Source organism: Planosporangium thailandense (genome assembly GCF_011947195.1).
GTDB classification, from domain to species: Bacteria; Actinomycetota; Actinomycetes; order Mycobacteriales; family Micromonosporaceae; genus Planosporangium; species Planosporangium thailandense.
Genome location: NZ_JAATVY010000020.1, coordinates 36,105 through 59,096 on the forward strand (window position 1 = coordinate 36,105; position 22,992 = coordinate 59,096).

Below are 22,992 nucleotides of genomic sequence, written 5' to 3' on the forward strand. Positions count from 1 at the left end.
AATAGCCACACGTGTCGCTCATTCGAGGTGTCGGGCCGGGTCCTCAGCTGGCACGGCCGGGTCCTCAGCTGGCACGGCCGGGTCCTCAGCTGGCACGGTCGCCTCCCCAGCCCCGACCGGGACCTGCGCTGCCGACGCCCTCAGGCGGAGCGCAACTCGTCCACCGAGGTCGCGCTACGCAGCACGAGCAGTCCTGCCCCCACAACCAGCAGCACCGCGGCCAACGCGCCCACGCCGACCACGGCGAGATCTGCGAACGGTACCGGGATGGTGTGCGCGAACGTGGGCACCTCGAGCGTGCGCAGGTTGGGTGAGTTGGGATCCTGGCACAGGTCCCAGTCGCCGACACAGTACTGTGTGCTGCCGCCGCCGGCGCGTGACTCACCGGCGATGCCGCGGGGCAGGGCCGCCCCCGCGACAAGCGCCACCAGGACGGCCGGCACCACCGGTGCGAACGTCTGCCAGAGGATGGCCCGGGCGAGCGTGCCGCGTGGCACGCCGGTCGCGACCAGCGACGCGTACGCGCGCCGCCGCGACACGATGCCCTCCACGATCGCGACCAGCATGCCGGCCGCGGCCAGCGCCGTCGCCACTCCGACCACGCCGTTGACCAGGTCCATCGAGTCGAAGTAGAAGCTGGTGTCGCGCGGCACGTACGGCTGGCCCTGCGCCCGCGCCATCCACCGGGAAGCCTCCTCGCTGGTGGCGAAGTCGCTGGCGAACCAGGCGCGCACGGCGGCCGCACCGGCGCCGAACAGCACACAGACCAGGAGAACGGCGAAGGTGCGGCTGCCGGACCACGGATCCGCCATGAGCCTGCGGGCGGCGAGCAGCGCGGCCGGCCGTCGCGCGAACCGGTGCAGGATCCGTCCGGCGGCGTGCGACACCGAACCGGTGCCGACGACGACCCCGACGGCCGCCAGCAGGACCGCGACGAAAAGCAGGATCGGAAAGAGCGGTACAGGCAGCGTCCAGTGCCGCCGGTCAGCCCACCGCGCGAGCGGTTGCAGCAGCGAGATGAGCCCGAATCCGGCGACGACGAGCACCACCGGCCACGGTCTGGGTGCCCGGGTGCGGGTGCGGCGTACGACGCCGAACGGGGTGAACGACACCCGCCGCAGGAGCACGACGGTGACCGCCATCGCGAGCAGCGGCAGCCCGACGCACACGACGCCGATGCCCGGCCATGGCGGCGGCACGTCGGTGGGCAGCAGCAGCCTGCCCTCGGCATCGGGCCGGTGCAGCAGCACCCGTCCCGCGAGATAGCCGGCGAGCCCGAGCAGCGCGCCGAGCGCGGTAGCGACTCCGGTTTCCGTCGCCGCGAGCATGGCGGTCTGGCGAGGCGTGGCGCCGGCCATCCGGATCGCGGCGAGCCGCCGGTCGCGGGCCGGCGCGCCGAGCCGTCCGCACTGTCCGGCGAGGACCAGCACCGGAACGGCCAGGAGCACCAGCGCGATGACGACGCCCGGCCGCAGCCCCGGCTCGACGAGCAGTTCGAGCCGGTACTGCCGCGACCAGCTGTCGGAGCTGGTGTCCCCCGGCTTCCCCGGGGTCGGAATGGCGAGCACCGTGACCGCGAGGAGAAGCACGACCGTGGCGAGCGCTCCGCTCGCGGTGGTCAGCACGACCCGGAGGGCGTCGGTACGCGTGCCGGCGAGCGCGAGCCGCACGGCCGCCGACGGCCTCATGCGCCGACCGCCTTGTCCGTCAGCCCCATACCGGTGGCGTCGATGACGCCGTCGCGCAGCGTGAGCTCGCGGTCGGCGTATCCGGCGATTCGCGGCTCGTGGGTGACCAGCACGACCGTGGTGCCCTGCTCGCGGGCGAGCCGGACCAGATGCCCCAGCACCTGCTCGCCCGCGAGCGTGTCGAGCGCGCCGGTCGGCTCGTCGGCGAACAGTACCCGCGGCTCGGTGACCAGCGCCCGGGCGAGAGCCACCCGCTGTTGCTGACCGCCGGAGACCTCCCCCGGGCGCTGGTCGGCCAGTTCCGCCACGCCGAGCCGCTCCAGCCACGACAGCGCCGCGGTCCGCGCCTCTCGCCGCCCCGTGCCGGCGAGCATGAGCGGCAACGCGACGTTCTCCGCCGCGGTCAGCTCGGCGACGAGCTGACCGAACTGGAACAGCACCCCGAACGCACCGCGACGCAGCTTCGAACGGGCCGCTTCGGACAGCGTGTCGACGCGCTGTCCGAGATAGAGCACCTCGCCGGCGTCCGGCCGCAGGATGCCGGCGAGACAGTGGATGAGGGTGGACTTGCCGCAGCCGCTCGGACCGGTGACGGCGAGGATCTCGCCCTCGGCGAGGCCGAGGGTGACGCCGCGCAGGGCCGGTGTCGCACCGTACGACCGGACGAGTCCCCGGGCTTGCAAGATCATGAGCGTACTTCCCCGTGGGTGTTGGCGACGCGCTCCAGGGTGGTCTGCAGCCACCGCAGGTCGGCGTCCAAGTGGACGATGGCGAAGTCGGCCGCGATCACGGCGCCGAGATCGGCGCCGGGCGCCGTCTTGACCGCGGTCAGCTCGCGCAGCCGTTCGACGTGCGCCCGGCGCTGGGCGACGAGGTACGTGCGGGCCTTGTCCGCATCGGCGACGAGCAACGCGACGGCGACCTTGGCGAGCAAGGTGCTGGTGACGTACGGAGCGGGCGTCTCGATGCGTTCGAGCCAGCTGTCCAGCTGCGCACGGCCGGCCGGGGTGAGCGCGTACGACGTGCGCTCAGGACCGCCGGCCTGGTCCTGACCGACGGCGGTGACCAGACCGTCCCGCTGCAACCTGCCCAGGGTGGCGTACACCTGGCCGTAGGCGAGCGGCTTCGCGCGCGGCAGCCGCTCGTCATGGGCCCGTTTGAGCTCGTACCCGTGGCGCGGGCCGGCGGCGAGCAGGCCGAGCAGGACGTGCGCCGTGGTCGATCCGGCGGCGGGGGTGGCGGACACGAGCGCAACTATTCATTGAATGAATAGTGGCTGTCAAGGAGGTGGCGTCGGCGCGGACGGCGCCGGCCACGGTGTTGGGCCGCCGGCCATGGCGTTGGGCCGCCCCGAGTGCGGCGCCGCCACCTCCCCCGTGTTCGACATGTGGCGCGACGCCACTGCCCGGCCGGTCCGGCGGTGGCATCATCCGGCGATGGACGTCGACCGGATCCGGCTCACCGCCAACGGGATCAGCCAGAACGTACTCGTGCGTGGCCCGGCGGGCGGCCGGCCCGTACTCCTCGTGCACGGCAACTGCTCGTCGGCCGCGTTCTGGCTGCCGCTGCTGCGCCACCTGCCGGACACCGTCCGCGTCGTCGCGCCGGACCTGCGCGGGTACGGCGACAGCGAGGGCGCGCCGGTCGACGCCACCCGGGGCCTGCGTGACTTCGCCGACGACGTGGCGGCGCTGCTCGACGCGCCCGGCCCCTTCTCCCCCGACGCCCGCCCGGTGCTCGTCGGCCACTCCATGGGCGGCGGCGTGGCGATGCAGCTTGCCGTCGACCGTCCGGGGCGGTTCGCCGCCCTCCTGCTGGAGTCACCCGTGTCGCCCTACGGCTTCGGCGGCACCCGCGACGCTGACGGCACACCGACCACACCGGACTTCGCCGGCACCGGCGGCGGCTCGGTCAACCCGGAGTTCGTCGCGCGACTGGCGGCCAAGGACCGTACCGGCGACGATCCGGCCAGCCCCCGGGCGGTGCTGCGCGCCACGTACGTCGCTGACCCGGCGAGCCTGGGCGACGACGAGGAGCCGCTGCTCGACAGCGCGCTGTCCACCCTGGTCGGCGAGGACAACTACCCGGGAGACGGCGCGCCGAGCCCGCACTGGCCGTGCACCGGGCCCGGCACGCGCGGCGTGCTCAACGCGATGTCGCCGCGGTGGTTCCGGCTGGCGGAGGCGCTCGTCGCGCTCGACCCGAAACCGCCGATTGCCTGGGTACGCGGGGACGCCGACGTGATCGTGTCCGACACGTCGCTGTTCGACCTGGCGTACCTCGGCAAGCTGGGCGCAGTACCCGGTTGGCCCGGTGACGACGCCTGCCCACCGCAGCCGATGGTCACCCAGACCCGGGCCGTCCTCGACCGGTACGCCGCCGCCGGCGGCTCGTACACCGAGGTCGTGCAGCAGGGCTGTGGCCACTCCCCGCACGTCGAGCGGCCGGCCGAGTTCGCCGCCGCGCTCATGGCGCTGGTCGAGTCGGCGGCCTGACGGTCAGCGTTCGTAGCACCGCGACCAGTCAGATCAGGCGCGTGGTGGTTCGCTGGCGGCCGGGCGACGGCCTCCGTAGGAGGCGACCAACGCCTCTACCACGGTCGCCGCGTCCGCCTCGGCCGCGTCCGCCGGATACTCCGGCAGCAGGTCGTCCCAGACGACCATCCACGACCCGTACAGCTGGGCCTGCCCCTCCGGCCGGGCGAAGAACCAGATGTGCAGATGCGCGCCGCCATCCCCGAAGCGGTAGACATGGGACCGCGCGATGTGCGGCAGCGCCTGCACGTGGCGGGCGATGTGAGTGGTCAGCAGCCCCAGTTCGGCCGCCAGCTCATCGGGCAGGTCCGCCAGGTCGTAGTGGTCGCGTGGAAGCAGCATCAGCACCAGCGGCACACCGACTTTCGTGATCCGCGTCAGCCGCCAGCGGTCGTCGAACCAGATCCCTTCGTCCCGGTTACGGCACGCGCTGCAGTCCGACGGGTCCTCGCCGTGCCGCGGCGGCTCGGGCAGAACCGGCGGGCGCAACGGCGCGACGCGTAGCCCGTCGGGCTCGAACGGACTGATGTCCCACCCCGTCATTCGGGCCAGCGGGAGGCGGCGCGCACCGTCCGCGGTGGCGATCGCGTGCTCGTAGAACTCGTCCGGTCGCAGGGCCATGATCCGAAGACTAGTACGGCAGCGACGACTCAGGATCATGCACCTGGTTCGATGGCTGGTCGTCGCGGCCGGCGCCGCTGCGGCCGGCGCCCGCCGGAGCGGGTGTGATTTTCGCCCGTGCGCCGCTTCGTTCAGACGTGCTAACGTGCCGGAACTTCTTGGGAGCGCTCCCATTTAGGCGCGCTCCCAAGAAGTTGCTCGACCCCCTCGCACAAGGAGCACCGTGGCACGTCTACTGCACAACCTGGCGGCTGCTGGCCTGCTGCTCGCAGCCTCGGCGTCGACCGTTGCCTGCGGCGGCAGTTCGACCGCCGTGCACAAGAGTTCGGCAGCCCCTGCCGCCGGCAGCACGTCGACCGGCGCGGCCGGCGCGGCCGGCGCGGCCGGCAGCACCACGCACGTCGACACCAAGCTCTGCAACAAGACCGAAACGACGACGATCCAGGACCAGTACGTCGTCATGAACAACGTCTGGGGCGCCGACACCCCCCAGTGCATCAACGTGACCGACGATGGCTTCTCGGTCACCGCGGACCACAACAAGCCGCAGAACGGCGCCCCGGCCTCGTACCCGGCCATCTACGTCGGCTGCCACTACACCAACTGCTCCGACGGCACCAACCTGCCCATGCAGGTCAACAAGATCCACAGCGCGACGAGCAGCATCACCTACGCGTACCCGAGCAGCGGCGCATACGACGCCGCGTACGACATCTGGCTGGACCCGTCGCCCAAGAAGGACGGGGTCAACCAGCAGGAGCTGATGATCTGGTTCAACCACCAGGGCTCCGTCCAGCCGGTCGGCACGAAGACCGGTACGGTGACGGTCGGCGGCCGTAGCTGGGACGTCTGGACCGGCAACAACGGCTCGAACGACGTCGTCTCGTACGTCGCGTCGTCACCGATCCAGAGCTGGAAGTTCAGCGTGCTGGACTTCATCAACGACGCCAAGAAGCGCAGCAAGGTCACCGACGAGTGGTACCTGACCAGCATCCAGGCCGGGTTCGAACCCTGGACGGGCGGCAACGGCCTGTCCGTCACCTCGTTCAGCGCCAGCATCAACGGTGTCGGCGGTAGCGCGAAGCCGGCCGCGCCGAAGAGCTGAGGGCGTCGGGTTCCCCGCGACCCTGCGATCAGCGCCGGTGTTGCGTTATCGACGTTATGAGGGCCCCATAACGTCGATAACCCACCGCTGGCGTGCGTCCGGAGTAGACCGCCGGCCTCGGTTTCCGGCACCGGCGCGGCGTGCCGCCTCTCGATCCCGGCGATCGGCAGCGTCTCGTTCGTGCTCGATGACGGCCGTAGCGGCGCCGACCCGCCCCGTACGGTCCTCAGTGGAACCGCCGGCACGACCGCGTAACCAACGCGCGGCGGTGACACCCGGCTCCGGCGCGTCGGCCTGTACGGGTCGACGCGCCGGAGCCGATCCTTTTCAATCGGGCCCGCCATGATCCTGAAGGGTTCGAGGTGCTATCGCCCCCGGAACCCTTCAGGGTCATGGAGTCCGCGACGCAAACCGATGCGTGAAGATTCCGGCTCTGGTCGTACTCAACGACTGATGCTCTTCAGCCCTTCTTCAGGTGGGGCGGGAAGCGCGAAGACAGGATGTCCGGTGGTCCGCCGGGCGACCACCTCGAGTACGGCAGGAGGTTCGCCATGAAACCGATCGCTCGCGTCGTGACGACAGTTGCGGCAGGCTCCGTCGTAGCGATCAGCGGAGGGGTTGGCGCGGCATGGGGCCAGGGCTCGCCAACGCCTGCGCCGAGCCCGACGAGCACGCCCAGTCCGACAAGCGTGCCCAGCCCGACGACCACGCCGAGTCCGACAACGGTGGTCGTCCCGCCCACCTCACCCGGCGGGCCGTCCTCGACCATGACGACGACCGTGCCGAGCCCCACGACCACGCCGAGCCAGACCACCATTCCCAGCCCGACGACGGTCACGGCCTCGCCGAGCCCGACCACGACGCCCAGTCCGACAACCGTGCCCAGCCCCACCATGGTGCCGAGCCCGACAACGGTGGTCGTCCCGCCCACCTCACCCGGCGGGCCCTCCTCGACCATGACGACGACCGTGCCCAGTCCGACATTGACGCCCAGCCCCACGACGACGCAGCGGTGATCGTTCCCCGTATCAGCGCCGCCGGGCGTCGTTGTGTACGGCCGTACATTTCATGTGTACCGTTGTACGCATGGACATGGGGGGCAAGCCGGTGGTCCGGCGGGCCCGCCGGTTCGACCCGAAGCGGCGGGAGCGCATCCTGGATGCCGCGATCGAGGTCATCGCCGAGCACGGCGTGGCAGGCACGACGCACCGGCTGATCGCCCGTGCGGCGGACGTGCCGCTAGGCTCGTTGACGTACCACTTCACCGGCCTCGACGAGCTGCGCGCGTTGGCGTTCACGCGGCTGGCCGAGCGGCTGTCGCGGGCGTACGCGGCGCACTTCGACGGCGTCCGGACGCTGGACGACCTCGTCGAGGCGGTCACCGACATGGTGCACGGCAACGTGGGCACCGATGCGCGGGAATGGGCCGTCAGCTACGAGCTCTACCTGGCCGCGCTGCGCGACCCGGCGCTGCGGACGGTGACCGAGGAGTGGATGCGCACCAGCCGGACGGTGCTGGAGCGGTTCGTCGACCCGGACACCGCCCGCGGCCTCGACGCCCTGATCGAGGGCCTCGTCATGCACCGGATGCTGTCGACCGCACCGTTCCCGCGCGCGGTCACGCGGGCCGCGGTCGCCCGCGCCGTCCAGCCGCTGCCCGGCACCGACGCCGGGCGAACGCCCACCCATGAGCCAGAAGGACGCCCATGACCCCGACCACCGCCGCACCGATCACACCGGCAGCGGTCCGGGCCGCCACCGCGGCCACCTACGCCGCCTTCATCGGCTCGGGTTTCGCGATCGCCAGCTGGGCCTCGCGCATCCCGCAGGTACGCGACCGTCTGGAGCTCAACCCGGCGACCCTCGGCCTGGTACTGCTCACGGTAGCCGCCGGGTCCCTTCTCGCGCTGCCGCTGTCCGGGCCCGTCGTCACGCGGTTCGGCTCCGCGCGGACGGTCCGGACGATGGCGGTACTGCTCTGCGTCGGCCTGGCCACCACCGCGGTCGGCTCCCTCGTCGGCGTGGTGCCGGTCGTCATCGGGCTGCTCCTGCTCGGCTTCGCCAACGGCGCGTGGGACGTGGCGATGAACGTGCAGGGCACGGTCGTGGAGCAGCATCTCGGACGGTCGATCATGTCCCGTTTCCACGCGGGATTCAGCCTCGGCACCGTCGCCGGCGCGCTCCTCGGCGCGGCCATGGTCGCCCTGCACGTGTCGGTCGCCGCGCACCTGGCCGGCGTCGCGCTCGCCGTCGGGGTCGGCGTCCCGTGGTTCGCGCGGCGCTTCGTCCCCGATCACGTTGAGACCGCGCCGGCCGTCGCTGGCGAGCCGCCGCGCGTCGGCGCGTTCAGCGCCTGGCGTGAGCCGCGCACCCTGCTCATCGGGGTGTTCGTGCTCGCCTTCGCGTTCGCCGAGGGTACCGGCAACGACTGGATCAGCGTCGCCGCCATCGACGGCCACCACGTCGCGGCGACGCTCGGTACGCTCGCTTTCGCCGGCTTCCTCACCGCGATGACCGCCGGCCGCTGGTTCGGTCCCGGGCTGCTGGACCGCTACGGCCGGGTGCCGGTCGTGCGGATTCTCGCGCTCGTCGGCATCGCCGGCGTCGCGCTGTTCGTCTTCGGGCCGTTGCCGGTCGTCGCGTTCGCCGGCACCTTGCTCTGGGGATTCGGTGTCTCGCTCGGCTTCCCGGTGGGCATGAGCGCCGGCGGCGACGACCCGCGGCGGGCGGCCGCCCGGGTCAGCGTCATCTCCTCGATCGGATACTGTGCGTTCCTCGGCGGTCCGCCCGCCATCGGCTTCCTCGGCGTCCACGTCACCGTGCTGCGCGCCCTGACCGTCGTCGCGGTGCTGCTCGGCCTGGCCGCCCTGATCGCCGCCAGCGTCCGCCCGCTCGGTACCGGGCCGGTAGCACCCGGTGCCGTGCCGGACGACCGCGAGACGGCGGGCGAAACCACCACGGCGGCGCACTCCTGATCTAGAGCGTGTTTCGAAAGTGAGTTGAGATCGAGTTCTCTCGGCGGGCGGGATGGTCAGGTTGTGGAGCACCACGGCGGGCTGCCGGTCGGGTCGCTACAGGGCCAGTAGATCGGCGAGAAGGTACGGCTCGGTGCCGGCCAGGCCGACGGATGCGTACACGGTTATAGCGTCGGGGTTTGTCCGACCGGGGTGATCTCCGGCGATGATCGCGCCCAGTGCGACCGCTGCGTTGTTCGTGAGCAGTGCAGGTGGATCGTAGGCGCGCAGCTGGGGTAACGAGTCGGTGACGATCAGCTGTGCTCGCATGGGTAGGTCGAGGCCGAACTCGGCGCGATCAATCTGCTTCGGCCCGACGGTGGTCACGGCGCTCCCGGGTGCGAGCCAACTGGCGTCGAGGACGGGTGTCGGCGATGAGGTCGCCAGGACCACGATGTCGCGGGCGGCGACGGCCTCGTGGGCGGTCTGGACAGCGCGGGCCGGAATGCGAAGTTCGGTCTGCACGCGGTCGACCAGGGCGGACTGGCGTTGTGGCGTCCGACTGTAGATCGCGACGTCGGATAGTTGACGGACCGCGGACAGCGCCCACAGTTGGGTCCATGCCTGCCGGCCGGTGCCGATCACACCAACGGTGGTCGCGTCACGTCGGGCCAGGACATCGGCTGCGACTGCGCCGAGCGCGCCGGTACGGAAGGCGCCGAGCGCTGTTCCGACCGCGACGCCAGCGAGATCACCGGTCGGTTCAGCGTGGACGGCTACAACCTGTTGACCGCCCACGTGGGTGTCATAGGCGCGGTACCCGTACCAGCGTCCGGGCAGCCGACCTGCGGTAAAGGTCAGGCCTCCGGCATGCACCCGCGGCGGCGCTACAAGCTCGCCACGGTGCGCAGCGAGCAGAGCGGCCCGCATCGCGGCGACTGCGGCGGTTGGTCGAAGACGGGTGGTCACCGCAACGTCGTCGAGCATGATCGACATGCGGGCATCGTGGCAGTTGAAGCTGGGTTGAGGTCAAGCCGGAAGGCCGTCATGGCACACCGCCCGGATACGCCCCTTTTGAAACACGCCCTAGGAGCACCTCCTATCGGGCGCCACGGAGCCACCCGAGGAAGCGGACGCGCAACTCCCCTGCCGGCACGTCGTGCAGATCCTCCGAAGCCTCGACGAAACGCGACGCCATCACCAACGCCAGGCACGCCGGCGCCCGGTCGTACGCCGCGGAGAGCTGGCCCCGACGGGTCGGACACGGCCACGCCCGCGCGCAGGCGGCGCAGATCCACCGAGGCAGTATCGGTGTGTGGAGAGAGGTCACCGGAACCGCCCGGAATTGCCGCGTACCCGCTCCAGGCGGAGCCGCTCCTCCAGCGCGACGATCGCCAGGCACGGGTACGCGTCGCGGCAGGTCAGGCAGGTGAGCTGGACGGCGCAGCCCCACCAGGTGATCGTGGGGGCATGAGCGGCCCGTATCCGGGCCACCGTGTCCGGGTCCATGGGATCCCCTCGAAGCAATGACGGCGTGGCTTCATTGCGGTTCCTTGAACAGTGGAACGGCACCGAGACGAGCGGGGTCTGTGCCACAGCACCCGCCCCGGTGCCAGCCAGCGGTGCGAGGACCATTCCTCGCACCGCTGACCATTCCGGAGTTCACGCTCGCAACCCATGGCGCGGACTCATGTCACGGTGACATGACGTACTCGACCGCTAACCGCGCCTACGCCTACGCTCGACCCGAGGACCGCCGGTAGCCCTGCCCACGACAATGAGTTGAGGGACGCATGCCGCATGGCGCGCTCAGTCCACTCCGGATCCAGTACGAGTTCTGGAGTCGCGACGATGTCGTCGCTGCCTTACGCACTCGGGATATCGGAGCACTCTTCCGGCTCATCCGTCGCTACACCGGGGCGAGCCAGACCCAGCTCGGCATAGCGGTCGGCCTGGAGCAGGGCTACGTCAGCCGCATCATCAGCGGGCGGAAGGTGATGACGATCGACGTGCTCGAGCGCATCGCCGACGGTTGTGGAATGCCTGACGAGGCTCGCATCACGGTCGGCTTGGCGCCCTGCCGCACTGCCGCCGATGACACATCAACGATCTCAGCCGGGCAGGCCGACGGTTCGTGGCAGTGCGCAGTCGGGCGTGCGGTCGAGTTTTGGGGAGGTGACGTGGAACGTCGGGATATGCTCCGCTACGGGGTGTTCAGTGCCGCCGGCTACGCCCTGCCAGCGTTGCAGTGGTTCACCTCAGAGGACGACCTCCCCCACTCCATCGCTGGGCGGCGGACGGTCGGCCAGCCCGACGTCGACATGATCCGCGAGATGACCGGCACGCTGCGCCAACTGGACAACCAGTACGGCGGCGTTCGGACCCGCGCGACCGCCGCGCGTTACCTCTACAGCGAAGTAGCGCCGCTACTGCGGGACGGGCGCTTCGACGATCGAACCGGCCGCTTACTGTTCAGCGCGGTGGCAGAGGTGTCCCAGCTTGCTGGGTGGATGGCCTACGACAGTGGCGAACATGGGGTGGCGCAGCGGTATCTCACCCATGCGCTCGATCTCGCGCGTTCGGCCGGCGACCGACCGCTCGGTGCGGAGATCCTCGCTGCCATGAGCCATCAGGCCACCTATCTCGGTGACGCCCGTACGGCGATCGACCTTGCCCGTGCGGCTCGCCGGACGGCAGCGGAGGCCGGTATCCAGGTGCTGGTTGCGGAGGCTGCCGTCATGGAGGCACATGCGCATGCGCGAGGCGGAGATGGCCGAGCCTGCGCCACGTCATTGTCGCGCGCTGAGCAGGCACTTGACCGGGCCGACCGCAGTCTCGACCCGCAATGGATCTCCTACTTCGACACCGCGTACATGTCGGCCAAGTTCGCACACTGCTTCCGCGAGCTGGGTCAGGCCAGGAAAGCCGAGCACTTCGCGATCCAGTCGCTGCGTATGGACGGTCGGTACGTTCGCGGCCGGACGTTTAACCTGCTCCTCCTGGCAACGACGCACGCCCAGCAGGACGACTACGAACGCGCCTGCGTAATCGGCGGGCAGGCGCTGACCCTTATGGCCCAGATTCAGTCTGTGCGCGCGGTCGAGTACCTGCGCGTGTTGCAGGAACGGCTCAGTCGGTACGCGACGTTTCCGGTGGTGCGGCAGTTCAACGCCCGCGCTGCGGCTGCTACGGGGCGCGACGCTCAGGCCTCCAGCTCGCCGCGCTGACGCCGGGCGAGCACGTCGAGTATGCCGACGACCGAGGCCGCACCGACGATCTCACCTCGCGCGATGTAGTCCAGGACCTTATCGAGCGGAATCCAGTCGATCCGCTCGGCCTCGTTGACGTCCTCGGGGGTACCGACGTAGTCCGCGCCGCGCGCGAGGAACAGTAGGTTCTCCGCGTCGGCGGTCCCCACCATAGGCTGGAATGACAGCAGCGGCTCGATGCTCCGCGGTCGCCACCCGGTCTCTTCCTCGACCTCGCGGGCGGCCGTGGTGGCTGGGTCTTCCGACTCGTCGACGTAGCCGCCGGGCAGCTCCCATACCCAGCGGTCGATGATGAACCGGTGGCGCCACATCATGAGGACCCGGTCGTCTTCATCGAGCACGACCACGATCGCGGCCTTCGGCAGCCGAAGCACGTACTGCTCGAACCGCACTCCATCGGGCAGTTCCACCTCGGCGATGCTCCATCGCGCCCGACGCGTGTCGTCGATGACGCGCTCACCGTGGATGGTCCAACGCGTCAACTCAGCCGGTCCCTCGGTCACGCTTCGACCGTACTCGACGCCCCGGTCGGGAAGTTCCCGGCAGCAGCCGACAGGCGCGCCCAACGAAGATCCCTCGGGCGCGCCTGTCGGCGATCTAGACATCGACCGGAGTATCCCGGTTGTCCACCTGCGTCGACACTTGGTCTTCGATTCTGGCTTGGCTTAGGTCGCTGCCCTCCGACTGCGGGCCATCTTGAGACGAGATCGCGGTGGAGACCAGGCTCGCAGGTACTGGCTCGACGGGTTTGGGATCATCCGGAGAGCGCAACCGGGGGGCCGCCGGCATCCACGGCTTCAGGTTCTGGATCACCTGCGCATAGAAGTCGTCGATGGCACCGAGAAGTGAATCGATGAACGATCCACGGCCGGTTCCGCGCTTGGTACCGGCCGGGTAGGTCATCGCTATGCGAAAAGAACGGAGCTCTTTAGCGGTGTCGCCGATCAGGATTGTCGGCTCAGTGCGGACCGCCCCCAGCAGTTCAGCCTTACCTGGTCCACGGGCATGCATGGTGAACGCCTCGATGCGCACGTTGTCTGGGGCTTCTTTGAGCTGGCGCACCAACCAATTGACCCTTGTCGTGGGCCTGCCCTCACGCGGCGCCTCAACATCCACATGGCACGTGACCTTTCCGGCTCGCAGGTCAGCCGTCACCTGCAGCGGACCAACAGCACCGGGAATCTTGAGGCCTGCCGTCATCGTTCCAACGCTTGCCAGCTGGGTGCCAAGTGCCTGCGTTCGCGTGGCAGGTTCGCTGACCTCCCGACGTGTGAGCGCAGGCATAACTTCAGTACCAAGCTGCCTTCCCAACTTCAGGCCGGCGTACCGAACCAAAGCGTCGAAGCGCCCAGCCACTTCAGGAACAACCTTGTCGCCTGGGCGCAGAGTGCCTGCGCTGATTGCCTCGCGCGTTGGGACCCAGGCCGGGCCCATGTCGCTGAACTCCATGGCACCCGATCGGGGGTGCTCAAGATACCGAATCAGCTCACCGAGGATCCATGCCTGGTCGGGATCCGCGACTCCTCGGTATTCCTTCTGCATCACTGCAGCGGTGAGGATCTCGGTCCAGGGCAAGTGATGGAGCGAGACCTTCCTCAGCTTCCGCTTGTCGACCGGTGTCGGATGCTGCCCGGGGATGGGCGGAATCTCGTTGGAGATGGTGATAACCGCATCGAAGCCCTGCTCGCGCGCGATGTCCAAGTAACGCTCAAGCTGCTCCGTAGCCAGCTGATTGCTCCCGGTTTTTACCTCGACAAGGGCAGTCCACTGTCGCTGCCCACGGGTCACCCTGATCAGGCCGTCTGGGAAGTACTGCTTGTCGCCAAGCTTGAAAGGAACCTCGATGAAGGTCTGCACCGTCCCGGCCGGCGCACCGTACGGCTGGGTGAGCGCCCGACCAAACTCCCGTACCGCGCTCATTACCGCCAGGAGCGCCGAGGTCGCTCGACGCTCCTGCTCCTCAGCGCCGTTGATCCCGGAGGTGGGGATGAGACGCGCAGCGAGCCAGGTCTCCTCAGACATTCATCACTCCTCGTGGCAGGGGCTTAACGCAACTTACTCCTGCATTGACGAAGGGAACGGATGCCGTAACCGGAACGAGTGCACATGAAGAGTTGACCGTACGGCTCAAACTGCTGGCACTTCTGGATAGACCGCTCCCAATCAGTAGCGGTAGCTGAAGCGGTGCAGCAACTCGCCGACGCCAAGCTACGGGAGTAGTCCTGACGCCAGGCCTGGACGTGTGTGTCCAACACACTGCAACGTTTGACACCGGGAAAACTTGCCTGGCACCCCTCGGTCTCGAGGGGAAGCACCAGCAGATACAGATCGGCCGTCGCCCGCAGCGACTGCGAGCGACGGCCGACCTATCAATACAGACCCGCTCAGTGCCCCCGGGCCAGCCATTCCTCCACGTCACCGGCTTCCGCGCCGATGCTCGTGTCGGACCCGTGCCCGGTGTGGACGACCGTCTCCCCCGGCAACGACAACAGCCGCTGCCGGATCGACTCCACGATCGTCGGGAAGTCGCTGTACGACCGGCCCGTGGCGCCCGGCCCGCCCTGGAACAGCGTGTCCCCGGTGAACACGACACCCAGCGAAGGCGCGTACAGGCACACCGCACCCGGCGCGTGACCGGGCGTGTGCCGGACCTCCAGCTCCGTACCGGCGACCGGGAGCCGCTGCCCATCGGACAGCGAACCGTCAGGCGCCCGGTCCGGGTGGGTCATGTCCCACAGCACCCGGTCGTCGGGGTGCAGCAGGATCGGCGCTCCGGTGGCAGCCGCCAACGCGGGTGCCGCGTCGATGTGGTCGTTGTGCGCGTGGGTGCACACGATCGCGACGACCCGCCGCTCCCCGACCGCCGAGGCGATCGCGGCCGCGTCGTGGGCGGCGTCGATGACGACCACCTCATTGTCGTCGCCGACCAGCCAGACGTTGTTGTCGACGTCCCAGGTGCCACCGTCCAGGCTGAACGTGCCGGAGGTGACCAGATGCTCGACCCGTGCGGCCATCAGAGGATGACCACCGAGCGCAGCACGTCGCCGTGGTGCATCTTCTCGAACGCCTGCTCGACGTCGTCGAGGCCGATCTTCTCGGAGACGAACGCGTCGAGGTCGAGGCGCCCCTGCTGGTACAGGTCGACCAGCATCGGGAAGTCGCGCGAGGGCAGGCAGTCGCCGTACCACGACGACTTCAGCGAACCGCCCCGGCCGAACACGTCCAGCAGCGGCAGTTCGAGCTTCATCTCCGGGGTGGGCACGCCGACGAGCACGACCGTACCGGCGAGGTCGCGGGCGTAGAACGCCTGCTTGTACGTCTCCGGCCGGCCGACCGCGTCGATGACGACGTCGGCGCCGAACCCGCCGGTCAGCGACTGGATCGCTGCGACCGGGTCGCCTTCGGAGGCGTTGACCGTGTGGGTGGCGCCGAGCTTCTTCGCCCACTCCAGCTTCCGCGGGTCCACGTCGACCGCGATGATCTTCGCCGCGCCCGCCAGCCGCGCGCCGGCGATGGCCGCGTCGCCGACGCCGCCGCAGCCGATGACGGCGACCGAGTCACCGCGGGTGACGTTACCGGTGTTGATCGCGGCGCCCAGGCCGGCCATCACGCCGCAGCCGAGCAGGCCGACTGCGGCCGGGGACGCGCTCGGGTCGACCTTGGTGCACTGGCCGGCCGCGACGAGGGTCTTCTCGACGAACGCGCCGATGCCCAGGGCCGGCGACAGTTCGGTGCCGTCGGCGAGCGTCATCTTCTGCTTGGCGTTGTGGGTGTTGAAGCAGTACCACGGGCGGCCGCGCAGGCAGGCCCGGCACTGACCGCAGACGGCGCGCCAGTTGAGGACGACGAAGTCGCCGGGGGCCACCTCGGTGACGCCCTCGCCGACCGCCTCGACCACGCCGGCTGCCTCGTGGCCGAGCAGGAACGGGAAGTCGTCGTTGATGCCGCCCTCGCGGTAGTGCAGGTCGGTGTGGCAGACGCCGCACGCCTGTACCTTCACCAGCGCCTCGCCCGGACCCGGGTCCGGCACGATGATCGTCTCGACCGAGACCGGGGCGCCCTTGCTTAGGGCGACGACTCCGCGTACCTCGTGTGCCATCGACGTTGTGCTCCTGTTCAAGAAAATTGGTTACGCGTCGAACGGGTTCAGTTACCGGAAGACCACTGTACGGTTCCCATTAAGTAGGACGCGCCGCTCCACGATCGCCTGGACGGCGTGGGCCAGCGCCAGGCACTCGACCTCACGGCCGATCGCGGTCAGCTCGGCGGGGGTCTTGGTGTGGTCTACCCGCACGACCTCCTGCTCGATGATGGGTCCCTCGTCGAGGTCCGAGGTGACGAAGTGCGCCGTCGCTCCGATCAGCTTCACCCCTCGGGCGTACGCCTGGTGGTACGGCCGGGCGCCGGCGAAGCTGGGCAGGAACGAGTGGTGGATGTTCACCGCCCGGCCGGCGAGGGCGTCGCACAGCTCCGGCGACAGCACCTGCATGTACCGGGCCAGCACCACCAGGTCGACCTGGTGCTCGGCGACGATCTCCAGCAGGCGCTCCTCGGCCTGGGGTTTCGTCTCCGGGGTGACCGGCACGTGGTAGTACGGCAGCTTGTGGGACGCCGCCAGGTCGGCGAAGTCGGGGTGGTTGGAGACGATGCCGACGATCTCGGCGTTCAGCGATCCGATGCTCCACCGGAACAGCAGGTCGTTGAGGCAGTGCCCGAGACGGGAGACCATCAGCAGCAGGCGCGGCCGGTCGTCGACGGCGTGGATGCCCCACTCCATGTCGGGGCGGGCCGCGCTCGCGGCGAACCGGGCCCGCAGCGCGGCGACATCGAGGTCGATGCCTGGGCGCCGGAACTGGATCCGCAGGAAGAAGCGGCCGGAGTCCCGGTCGCCGAACTGCTGGCTCTCCATGATGTCGCAGTCGTTTGCGACGAGGAAGCCGGTGACCGAGTGCACGATGCCCGGCCGGTCCTCGCAGGTGAGCGTGAAGACGAATTCGCGTGCCTGTTCGGTCATGACGGTCACAGTTCCGCGTAGAGCGGGTGGCGACGGGCCAGGTCGGCGACGCGGGCGCGCAGCTTCTCGCCGAGCGCCTCGTCGAACGCGGGCTGGAGCGCGGTGGCGATCACGTCGGCCACCTCACGGAAGTCCTCGGCGCCGAAGCCGCGGGTGGCCAGCGCCGGCGTGCCGATACGCAGCCCCGAGGTGACCATCGGCGGGCGGGGGTCGAACGGTACCGCGTTGCGGTTGACGGTGATGCCGATGTGGTGCAGCCGGTCCTCGGCCTGCTTGCCGTCGAGTTCGGAGTCGCGCAGGTCGACCAGGACCAGGTGCACGTCGGTACCGCCGGTGAGCACTTTGACCCCCGCGGCCGGGTCGGTGGCGGTGAGCCGGTCGGCCAGGATCTGGGCGCCTTCGAGGGTGCGCTGCTGCCGCTCGCGGAAGGGTTGCGACGCGGCGACCTTGAAGGCGACCGCCTTCGCCGCGATGACGTGCTCGAGGGGGCCGCCCTGCTGGCCGGGGAACACGGCGGAGGCGATCTTCTTGCCCAGGTCGGGGTCGGCGCTGAGGATGACGCCGCCACGCGGGCCGCCGAGCGTCTTGTGGGTGGTCGTGGTGACCACGTGGGCGTGCGGCACGGGGCTGGGGTGCAGCCCGGCGGCGACCAGGCCGGCGAAGTGCGCCATGTCCACCATGAGGTAGGCGCCGACCTCGTCGGCGATCCGGCGGAAGTGCGCGAAGTCGAGCTGGCGCGGGTACGCCGACCAGCCGGCGATGATGAGCTTGGGCCGGTGCTCGCGCGCCAGCCGCTCCACCTCGTCCATGTCGACCAGGCAGTCGGACTCACGGACGTGGTACGCGACGACGTTGTAGAGCTTGCCGGAGAAGTTGATGCGCATGCCGTGCGTCAGGTGCCCGCCGTGCGCGAGGTCGAGGCCGAGGATCGTGTCCCCGGGGGTCAGCAGCGCCATCATCGCGGCGGCGTTGGCCTGTGCGCCCGAGTGCGGCTGCACGTTGGCGTACTCCGCGCCGAACAGCGCCTTCACCCGGTCGATCGCCAACTGCTCGGTGACGTCGACGTACTCGCAGCCCCCGTAGTAGCGGCGGCCCGGGTAACCCTCGGCATACTTGTTGGTCAGCACCGATCCCTGGGCTTCCATGACCGCGCGCGGAGCGAAGTTCTCCGAAGCGATCATCTCCAGCGTCGTCTGCTGGCGTCGTAGCTCCTGGTCGACCGCGTGGGCGACCTCCGGATCGAGCTCGGCGAGTGGCAGATCGAGCAGCGTGCGGGAATCGACATGGACCATGAACTGACTCCTTCGCGGTGACCAACAGTTGCACCATACGATGCGCGTTGCGTAAAGCACAACGCCGTACCCGAAGATTCCCTCAGCCGAAGAAGCCCATCTGCGCGCTCACCTCGTTGGCGGCAGCGACGACGTGCTGCGCGATCCTCGGGAACTCGTCCGGGGGCAGGCGGTAGGCGGGGCCCGAGACACTCAGCGCCGCGATCACAGTACCGTCAGCGCCCCGCACCGGCGCGGCGACCGCGTTCAAACCGACCTCGTACTCCTCGGCGGTGCAGCCCCAGCCGAGCGCCTTGATCTGGTCCAGCTCGAGCGCGAGCACCTGCGGGTCGGTGATGGTGGCGGCGGTGAACCGTTCGAGGGGCTGGGCGAGGATGCGGGCGCGCTCACTGGCGGACGCGTACGCGACGAGCACCTTCCCACTCGACGTGGCGTGCAGCGGCGTCTGCTGGCCGACCCAGTTGTAGCTGGCGACCGACGACGCGCCGAGGGCCTGGGTGACGTTCACCGCCCGGTCGGCGTCGCGGATCGCGATGTTGACGGTCTCGCCCAGGGCGGCAGCGAGCCGGTCGCACGCCACGCGACTCTGTCGGGTCAGGTCGAGCTGGGCGGTGATGGCGCCGGCCAACCGCACGATCCCGAAGCCGAGCCGGTAGTTGCCCCGCTCCTCGGCCTGCTCGACGAAGCCGCGGTTTTCCAGGACGGCCAGGAGCCGGAACGCGGTGGACTTGTGTACGCCAAGCTCCTTGCCGATGTCGGTGACACCCGCTTCGCCCCGGCGCGCCAGGATTTCGAGAATATTGAGTGCACGGTCGACGGACTGGACGAGGGCGGGACCGGCGTCACCCGGCCTGGAGTCGACAGAGTTGCTCATGGCGCAACCGTAAGCGAAATCCGACGATATCGCGAGGTCCACCCACCGTGTAAAGAGCCGGTTTCGTGTCTTGACTAGGCCCGAGCCTGCGTGCACGCTGTTGCGTAATTCACGAACCGTTTCGTATGTCACAACGGAGCGGTTCGACGCCTGTCGCGATTCGGAGGTACCGGCGTGAAACGGACGATCGCGATCGTCGGTGCCTCCCTCGCCGGCCTGTCGGCCGCCCGTGCCCTCCGTGACCAGTCCTACGACGGGACGATCATCGCGATCGGCGCCGAGCGGCACGAGCCGTACGACCGGCCGCCGCTGTCGAAAGACTTCCTGACCGGCGCGATGGCCGCGGCCGACCTGGCGCTGGGCGCGCCCGACGAGGACCTCGACGTGCAGTGGCGGCTCGGCGTCCCCGCCGTACGCCTGTCCGCGGCCGACCGCAGCATCACCCTCGCCGACGGCGATGAGATCCGCGTCGACGGCGTCATCGTCGCGACCGGTTCCCGGGCCCGGCCGCTGCCGGGCACGGGAGGCCTCGAAGGCGTGCACACCCTGCGCACCCTCGACGACGCGATCGCGCTGCGGTCCGACCTCACCGCCGGCCGCCGACTCGTCGTGATCGGCGCCGGCTTCATCGGCGCCGAGGTCGCCTCCAGCGCCCGCTCGCTCGACCTCGACGTCACCGTCGTCGAAGCCCTCCCCACGCCGCTCGCCGGGGCGCTCGGCGTCGAGATGGGCGCGATCTGCGCGGGCCTGCACGCCGACCACGGCGTACGCCTGCTGACCGGCGTCGGCGTCGCCCGACTGGCCGGCTCGTCCCGGGTCGAGGCGGTCGAACTGGCCGACGGCACCCGACTGCCCGCCGACGTCGTGGTGGTCGGCATCGGGGCCCAGCCGAACGTGGAGTGGCTGGCCAACTCCGGCCTCGAGATCGCCGGCGGGGTCGTCACCGACGCGACCGGCGCGACCAACCTGCCCGGCGTCGTCGCCACCGGCGACTGCGCGGTGTCGTACCGCCCGTACACCGGCGCCAGCGTCCGCAACGAGCACTGGACCCACGCGCTCGAGCACCCGGCCACCGCCGTCGCGACCCTGCTCGGCAGCGCCACCGCGCCCCGCCGCCCGGGTTCGGACGTCCCCTACTTCTGGTCCGACCAGTACGGCGTACGTATCCAGTTCGCCGGCCACCGCGAGGAAGGCGACCCGGTACGGGTCGTGGAAGGCGATCCGGACCAGCGCAGCTTCCTCGCCGTGTACGAGCGCGACGGCCGGCCCGTCGCGGTACTCGGCCTGAACCAGCCCAGACTGTTCACCCGGTGGCGGCGTCAACTGCGCACGCCGGATCAGGCCGCGCTGTCCGCCTCATGACGACGTCCGCGTCGCGCTGACCGTCCACATCGAACTGAACTTCACGACGCACTGAACTCCACGACGCACTGAACTCCACATCGCACCGAGCGCATCAGGAGCCCATACGATGCAACCCGTTTGTCCCCTCAGCGCCATCCCGCGCGGTGAAGCCTTCCGGTGGGACGTCGAACCCCCCGTCGCGATCTTCCACACCGAGGACGGCGAGGTGTTCGCGATCGACGACACGTGTACCCACCAGGACGCCTCCCTGGCGGACGGCTGGCTGGAAGGCTGCGAGGTCGAGTGCCCGCTGCACGCGTCGCGGTTCGACCTGCGGACCGGAAAGGTGGACGCGCCGCCGGCCAAGAAGCCGGTGCGCACGCACGGAGTCGAGGTGATCGACGGGGTGGTCCACGTCGGCCTCTCCGACGAGGAGCCGAACCTCCCACCGAGCATGGCCACCAACAACGAGGCGAAGTGAGGCTGATATGACGTCACCGCGGTACGACTTCGTCATCGTCGGCGGCGGTTCGGCGGGCAGCGCGCTCGCCAACCGGCTGTCGGCCGACCCGAACAACAAGGTGCTGGTGCTCGAGGCGGGACGGCCCGACTACCGCTGGGACGTCTTCATCCACATGCCGGCGGCGCTGACGTACCCGATCGGCAGCCGGTTCTACGACTGGAAGTACGAGTCCGAGCCCGAGCCGTACATGCACAACCGGCGCATCTACCACGCCCGGGGCAAGGTGCTCGGCGGGTCGAGCAGCATCAACGGCATGATCTTCCAGCGGGGCAACCCCATGGACTACGAGCGCTGGGGCGCCGACCCGGGCATGGGGACCTGGGACTACGCGCACTGCCTGCCGTACTTCAAGAAGATGGAGAACTGCCTGGCCGCCGACCCCGACGACCCGTACCGGGGGCACGACGGCCCGCTGGTCCTGGAGCGCGGCCCCGCCACCAACCCGCTGTTCGGCGCGATGATCGAGGCTGGCCGGCAGGCCGGGTACCCGATCACCAGCGACGTCAACGGCGAACAGCAGGAGGGCTTCGCCAGGTTCGACCGCAACATCCGTAACGGCCGGCGGCTGTCGGCGGCGCGGGCGTACCTGCACCCGGTGATGAACCGGCCCAACCTGGAGGTGCGCACCCGGGCGTTCGTCACCCGCGTCCTCTTCGACGGCACCCGCGCCGTGGGCGTGGAGTACACCAAGGGCAAGGGCGCGCCGCGCCGGGTGTACGCCGGGGACGTCATCCTCTGCGGCGGCGCGATCAATACGCCGCAGATCCTGCAGCTGTCCGGTGTGGGCAACGCCGACGAGCTGCGCGCGCTGGGCATCGACCCGGTCCACCACCTGCCCGGTGTCGGCGAGAACCTCCAGGACCACCTCGAGGTCTACGTCCAGTACGCGTGCACCCAGCCGGTGTCGATGCAGCCGTACCTGGCGAAGTGGCGCGCACCCTGGATCGGCGCGCAATGGCTGTTCGCGCGCACAGGTCCGGCGGCCACCAACCACTTCGAGGCCGGCGGCTTCGTCCGCAGCAACAACGAGGTGGCGTACCCGAACCTGATGTTCCATTTCCTGCCGATCGCGATCCGCTACGACGGCTCGTCGCCGGCGGGTGGCCACGGATTCCAGGTCCACGTGGGCCCGATGTACTCCGACGCCCGCGGCACCGTGAAGATCAAGAGCCGCGACCCGCGGGTACACCCGGCGCTGCGCTTCAACTACCTGTCGACCGAGCAGGACCGGCGCGAGTGGGTGGAGGCGATCCGGGTCTCCCGCGACATCCTCAACCAGCCCGCGCTGGGCCCCTACAACGGTGGTGAGATCTCGCCCGGCCCGTCGGTGCAGACGGACGAGGAGATCCTCGACTGGGTGGCCAAGGAGGGCGAGACCGCGCTGCACCCGTCCTGCACGGCCAGGATGGGCACCGACGAGATGTCGGTCGTGGACCCGCTCACCATGCGGGTGCACGGCCTGACGGGCCTGCGCGTGGTGGACGCCTCGGCGATGCCGTACGTCACCAACGGCAACATCTACGCCCCCGTAATGATGGTGGCGGAGAAGGCCGCGGACCTCATCCTGGAGAACACGCCGCTGCCCCCGGCCACCGTCGGCTTCTACCGTCACCAGCACAGCTGACCTGCGGACGTCGTCCTGCCCGCCTGCAGCGGTCCGCGGCCGCCGACAGGCAGGACGACCGGCCGGAATATCACCGGCACCCCCTTGACGCCGCTCCCCCACCGGGGAAGGGTGGTGTTTCTCACTAAGCGGGTTAATGCGTAAGACGCA

General features: G+C 69.8%; 22 protein-coding genes. 8 read left to right on the forward strand and 14 right to left on the reverse strand.

Annotation, left to right across the window (positions count from 1 at the left end; translation table 11 throughout):
• Positions 1 to 140 precede the first annotated feature (140 nt).
• The 3 genes from HC031_RS23305 to HC031_RS23315 are packed head-to-tail and all read right to left on the reverse strand — an operon-like array spanning position 141 to position 2,934.
• Positions 141 to 1,688: an FtsX-like permease family protein gene (locus HC031_RS23305; RefSeq protein ID WP_167927533.1), complete on the reverse strand. Its 1,548-nt coding sequence runs from the start codon at positions 1,686 to 1,688 to the stop codon at positions 141 to 143.
• Positions 1,685 to 2,377 (reverse strand): ABC transporter ATP-binding protein, encoded by a 693-nt coding sequence (locus HC031_RS23310; protein ID WP_167927534.1) that lies wholly within the window; start codon positions 2,375 to 2,377, stop codon positions 1,685 to 1,687. Before HC031_RS23310 ends, HC031_RS23305 begins: the two co-directional genes overlap by 4 nt.
• Positions 2,374 to 2,934: a helix-turn-helix transcriptional regulator gene (locus HC031_RS23315; protein WP_167927535.1), complete on the reverse strand. Its 561-nt coding sequence runs from the start codon at positions 2,932 to 2,934 to the stop codon at positions 2,374 to 2,376. Before HC031_RS23315 ends, HC031_RS23310 begins: the two co-directional genes overlap by 4 nt.
• A gap of 190 nt (positions 2,935 to 3,124) precedes the next feature.
• Here HC031_RS23315 and HC031_RS23320 point away from each other — a divergent pair, with 190 nt between their 5' ends.
• A complete protein-coding gene (locus HC031_RS23320; protein WP_167927536.1) occupies positions 3,125 to 4,183 on the forward strand; it encodes an alpha/beta hydrolase in 1,059 nt (352 codons plus the stop codon).
• A 33-nt stretch (positions 4,184 to 4,216) separates the two neighbouring features.
• On the opposite strand, the gene HC031_RS23325 is transcribed toward HC031_RS23320, so the two are convergent.
• On the reverse strand, positions 4,217 to 4,843 hold the full coding sequence (locus HC031_RS23325) for a hypothetical protein (protein WP_167927537.1): 627 nt from the start codon (positions 4,841 to 4,843) through the stop codon (positions 4,217 to 4,219).
• Positions 4,844 to 5,066: 223 nt separating this feature from the next.
• Here HC031_RS23325 and HC031_RS23330 point away from each other — a divergent pair, with 223 nt between their 5' ends.
• Positions 5,067 to 5,948: a GH12 family glycosyl hydrolase domain-containing protein gene (locus HC031_RS23330; protein ID WP_338090793.1), complete on the forward strand. Its 882-nt coding sequence runs from the start codon at positions 5,067 to 5,069 to the stop codon at positions 5,946 to 5,948.
• A 460-nt stretch (positions 5,949 to 6,408) separates the two neighbouring features.
• On the opposite strand, the gene HC031_RS23335 is transcribed toward HC031_RS23330, so the two are convergent.
• Positions 6,409 to 6,948, reverse strand: coding sequence for a hypothetical protein (locus HC031_RS23335; protein WP_205863133.1), 540 nt, complete (start codon positions 6,946 to 6,948; stop codon positions 6,409 to 6,411).
• An 86-nt stretch (positions 6,949 to 7,034) separates the two neighbouring features.
• Between HC031_RS23335 and HC031_RS23340 the strand changes: the two genes are divergently transcribed.
• Together HC031_RS23340 and HC031_RS23345 are read left to right on the forward strand one after the other, a co-directional pair.
• Positions 7,035 to 7,658, forward strand: coding sequence for a TetR/AcrR family transcriptional regulator (locus HC031_RS23340; RefSeq protein WP_167927539.1), 624 nt, complete (start codon positions 7,035 to 7,037; stop codon positions 7,656 to 7,658).
• Positions 7,655 to 8,923: an MFS transporter gene (locus tag HC031_RS23345; protein WP_167927540.1), complete on the forward strand. Its 1,269-nt coding sequence runs from the start codon at positions 7,655 to 7,657 to the stop codon at positions 8,921 to 8,923. Before HC031_RS23340 ends, HC031_RS23345 begins: the two co-directional genes overlap by 4 nt.
• Before the next feature lie 96 nt (positions 8,924 to 9,019).
• On the opposite strand, the gene HC031_RS23350 is transcribed toward HC031_RS23345, so the two are convergent.
• Positions 9,020 to 9,898 carry an ornithine cyclodeaminase family protein gene (locus HC031_RS23350; protein WP_167927541.1) on the reverse strand — a complete coding sequence of 293 codons (879 nt, stop codon included), beginning with the start codon at positions 9,896 to 9,898 and terminating at the stop codon, positions 9,020 to 9,022.
• 330 nt (positions 9,899 to 10,228) lie between these two features.
• A complete protein-coding gene (locus HC031_RS23360) occupies positions 10,229 to 10,411 on the reverse strand; it encodes a hypothetical protein (RefSeq protein WP_167927543.1) in 183 nt (60 codons plus the stop codon).
• Positions 10,412 to 10,695: 284 nt separating this feature from the next.
• Between HC031_RS23360 and HC031_RS23365 the strand changes: the two genes are divergently transcribed.
• Entirely contained in the window at positions 10,696 to 12,129 is a 1,434-nt protein-coding gene (locus tag HC031_RS23365) for a helix-turn-helix domain-containing protein (protein WP_167927544.1), read from the forward strand.
• Here HC031_RS23365 and HC031_RS23370 read toward each other — a convergent pair.
• The 7 genes from HC031_RS23370 to HC031_RS23400 all read right to left on the reverse strand — a co-directional run bounded on the left by HC031_RS23370 (position 12,105) and on the right by HC031_RS23400 (position 19,351).
• Positions 12,105 to 12,674 (reverse strand): NUDIX hydrolase, encoded by a 570-nt coding sequence (locus HC031_RS23370; protein ID WP_338090794.1) that lies wholly within the window; start codon positions 12,672 to 12,674, stop codon positions 12,105 to 12,107. The genes HC031_RS23365 and HC031_RS23370 overlap by 25 nt on opposite strands.
• A gap of 94 nt (positions 12,675 to 12,768) precedes the next feature.
• Positions 12,769 to 14,193 (reverse strand): stress response protein, encoded by a 1,425-nt coding sequence (locus tag HC031_RS23375; protein WP_240942864.1) that lies wholly within the window; start codon positions 14,191 to 14,193, stop codon positions 12,769 to 12,771.
• A gap of 362 nt (positions 14,194 to 14,555) precedes the next feature.
• Positions 14,556 to 15,185 carry an MBL fold metallo-hydrolase gene (locus HC031_RS23380; RefSeq protein ID WP_167927546.1) on the reverse strand — a complete coding sequence of 210 codons (630 nt, stop codon included), beginning with the start codon at positions 15,183 to 15,185 and terminating at the stop codon, positions 14,556 to 14,558.
• On the reverse strand, positions 15,185 to 16,270 hold the full coding sequence (locus HC031_RS23385; RefSeq protein ID WP_167927547.1) for an S-(hydroxymethyl)mycothiol dehydrogenase: 1,086 nt from the start codon (positions 16,268 to 16,270) through the stop codon (positions 15,185 to 15,187). The genes HC031_RS23380 and HC031_RS23385 overlap by 1 nt, the downstream gene beginning before the upstream one ends.
• Positions 16,271 to 16,321: 51 nt before the next feature.
• Complete coding sequence (gene purU, locus HC031_RS23390) at positions 16,322 to 17,185, reverse strand: formyltetrahydrofolate deformylase (protein WP_167927548.1); 864 nt, start codon at positions 17,183 to 17,185, stop codon at positions 16,322 to 16,324.
• Positions 17,186 to 17,190: 5 nt separating this feature from the next.
• Entirely contained in the window at positions 17,191 to 18,477 is a 1,287-nt protein-coding gene (gene glyA, locus HC031_RS23395) for a serine hydroxymethyltransferase (protein WP_167927549.1), read from the reverse strand.
• An 82-nt stretch (positions 18,478 to 18,559) separates the two neighbouring features.
• Positions 18,560 to 19,351 carry an IclR family transcriptional regulator gene (locus HC031_RS23400; RefSeq protein ID WP_167927550.1) on the reverse strand — a complete coding sequence of 264 codons (792 nt, stop codon included), beginning with the start codon at positions 19,349 to 19,351 and terminating at the stop codon, positions 18,560 to 18,562.
• 174 nt (positions 19,352 to 19,525) lie between these two features.
• Between HC031_RS23400 and HC031_RS23405 the strand changes: the two genes are divergently transcribed.
• From HC031_RS23405 to betA, 3 genes are all read left to right on the forward strand, one after another.
• Complete coding sequence (locus HC031_RS23405) at positions 19,526 to 20,713, forward strand: FAD-dependent oxidoreductase (protein WP_167927551.1); 1,188 nt, start codon at positions 19,526 to 19,528, stop codon at positions 20,711 to 20,713.
• Positions 20,714 to 20,822: 109 nt separating this feature from the next.
• The gene (locus tag HC031_RS23410) at positions 20,823 to 21,176 is read left to right on the forward strand and encodes a bifunctional 3-phenylpropionate/cinnamic acid dioxygenase ferredoxin subunit (RefSeq protein ID WP_167927552.1); all 354 of its coding nucleotides are present in this window, start codon (positions 20,823 to 20,825) and stop codon (positions 21,174 to 21,176) included.
• A gap of 7 nt (positions 21,177 to 21,183) precedes the next feature.
• Positions 21,184 to 22,842, forward strand: a complete 1,659-nt coding sequence (betA, locus tag HC031_RS23415) for a choline dehydrogenase (RefSeq protein ID WP_167927553.1) — start codon at positions 21,184 to 21,186, stop codon at positions 22,840 to 22,842.
• The last annotated feature ends 150 nt before the right edge of the window (positions 22,843 to 22,992 follow it).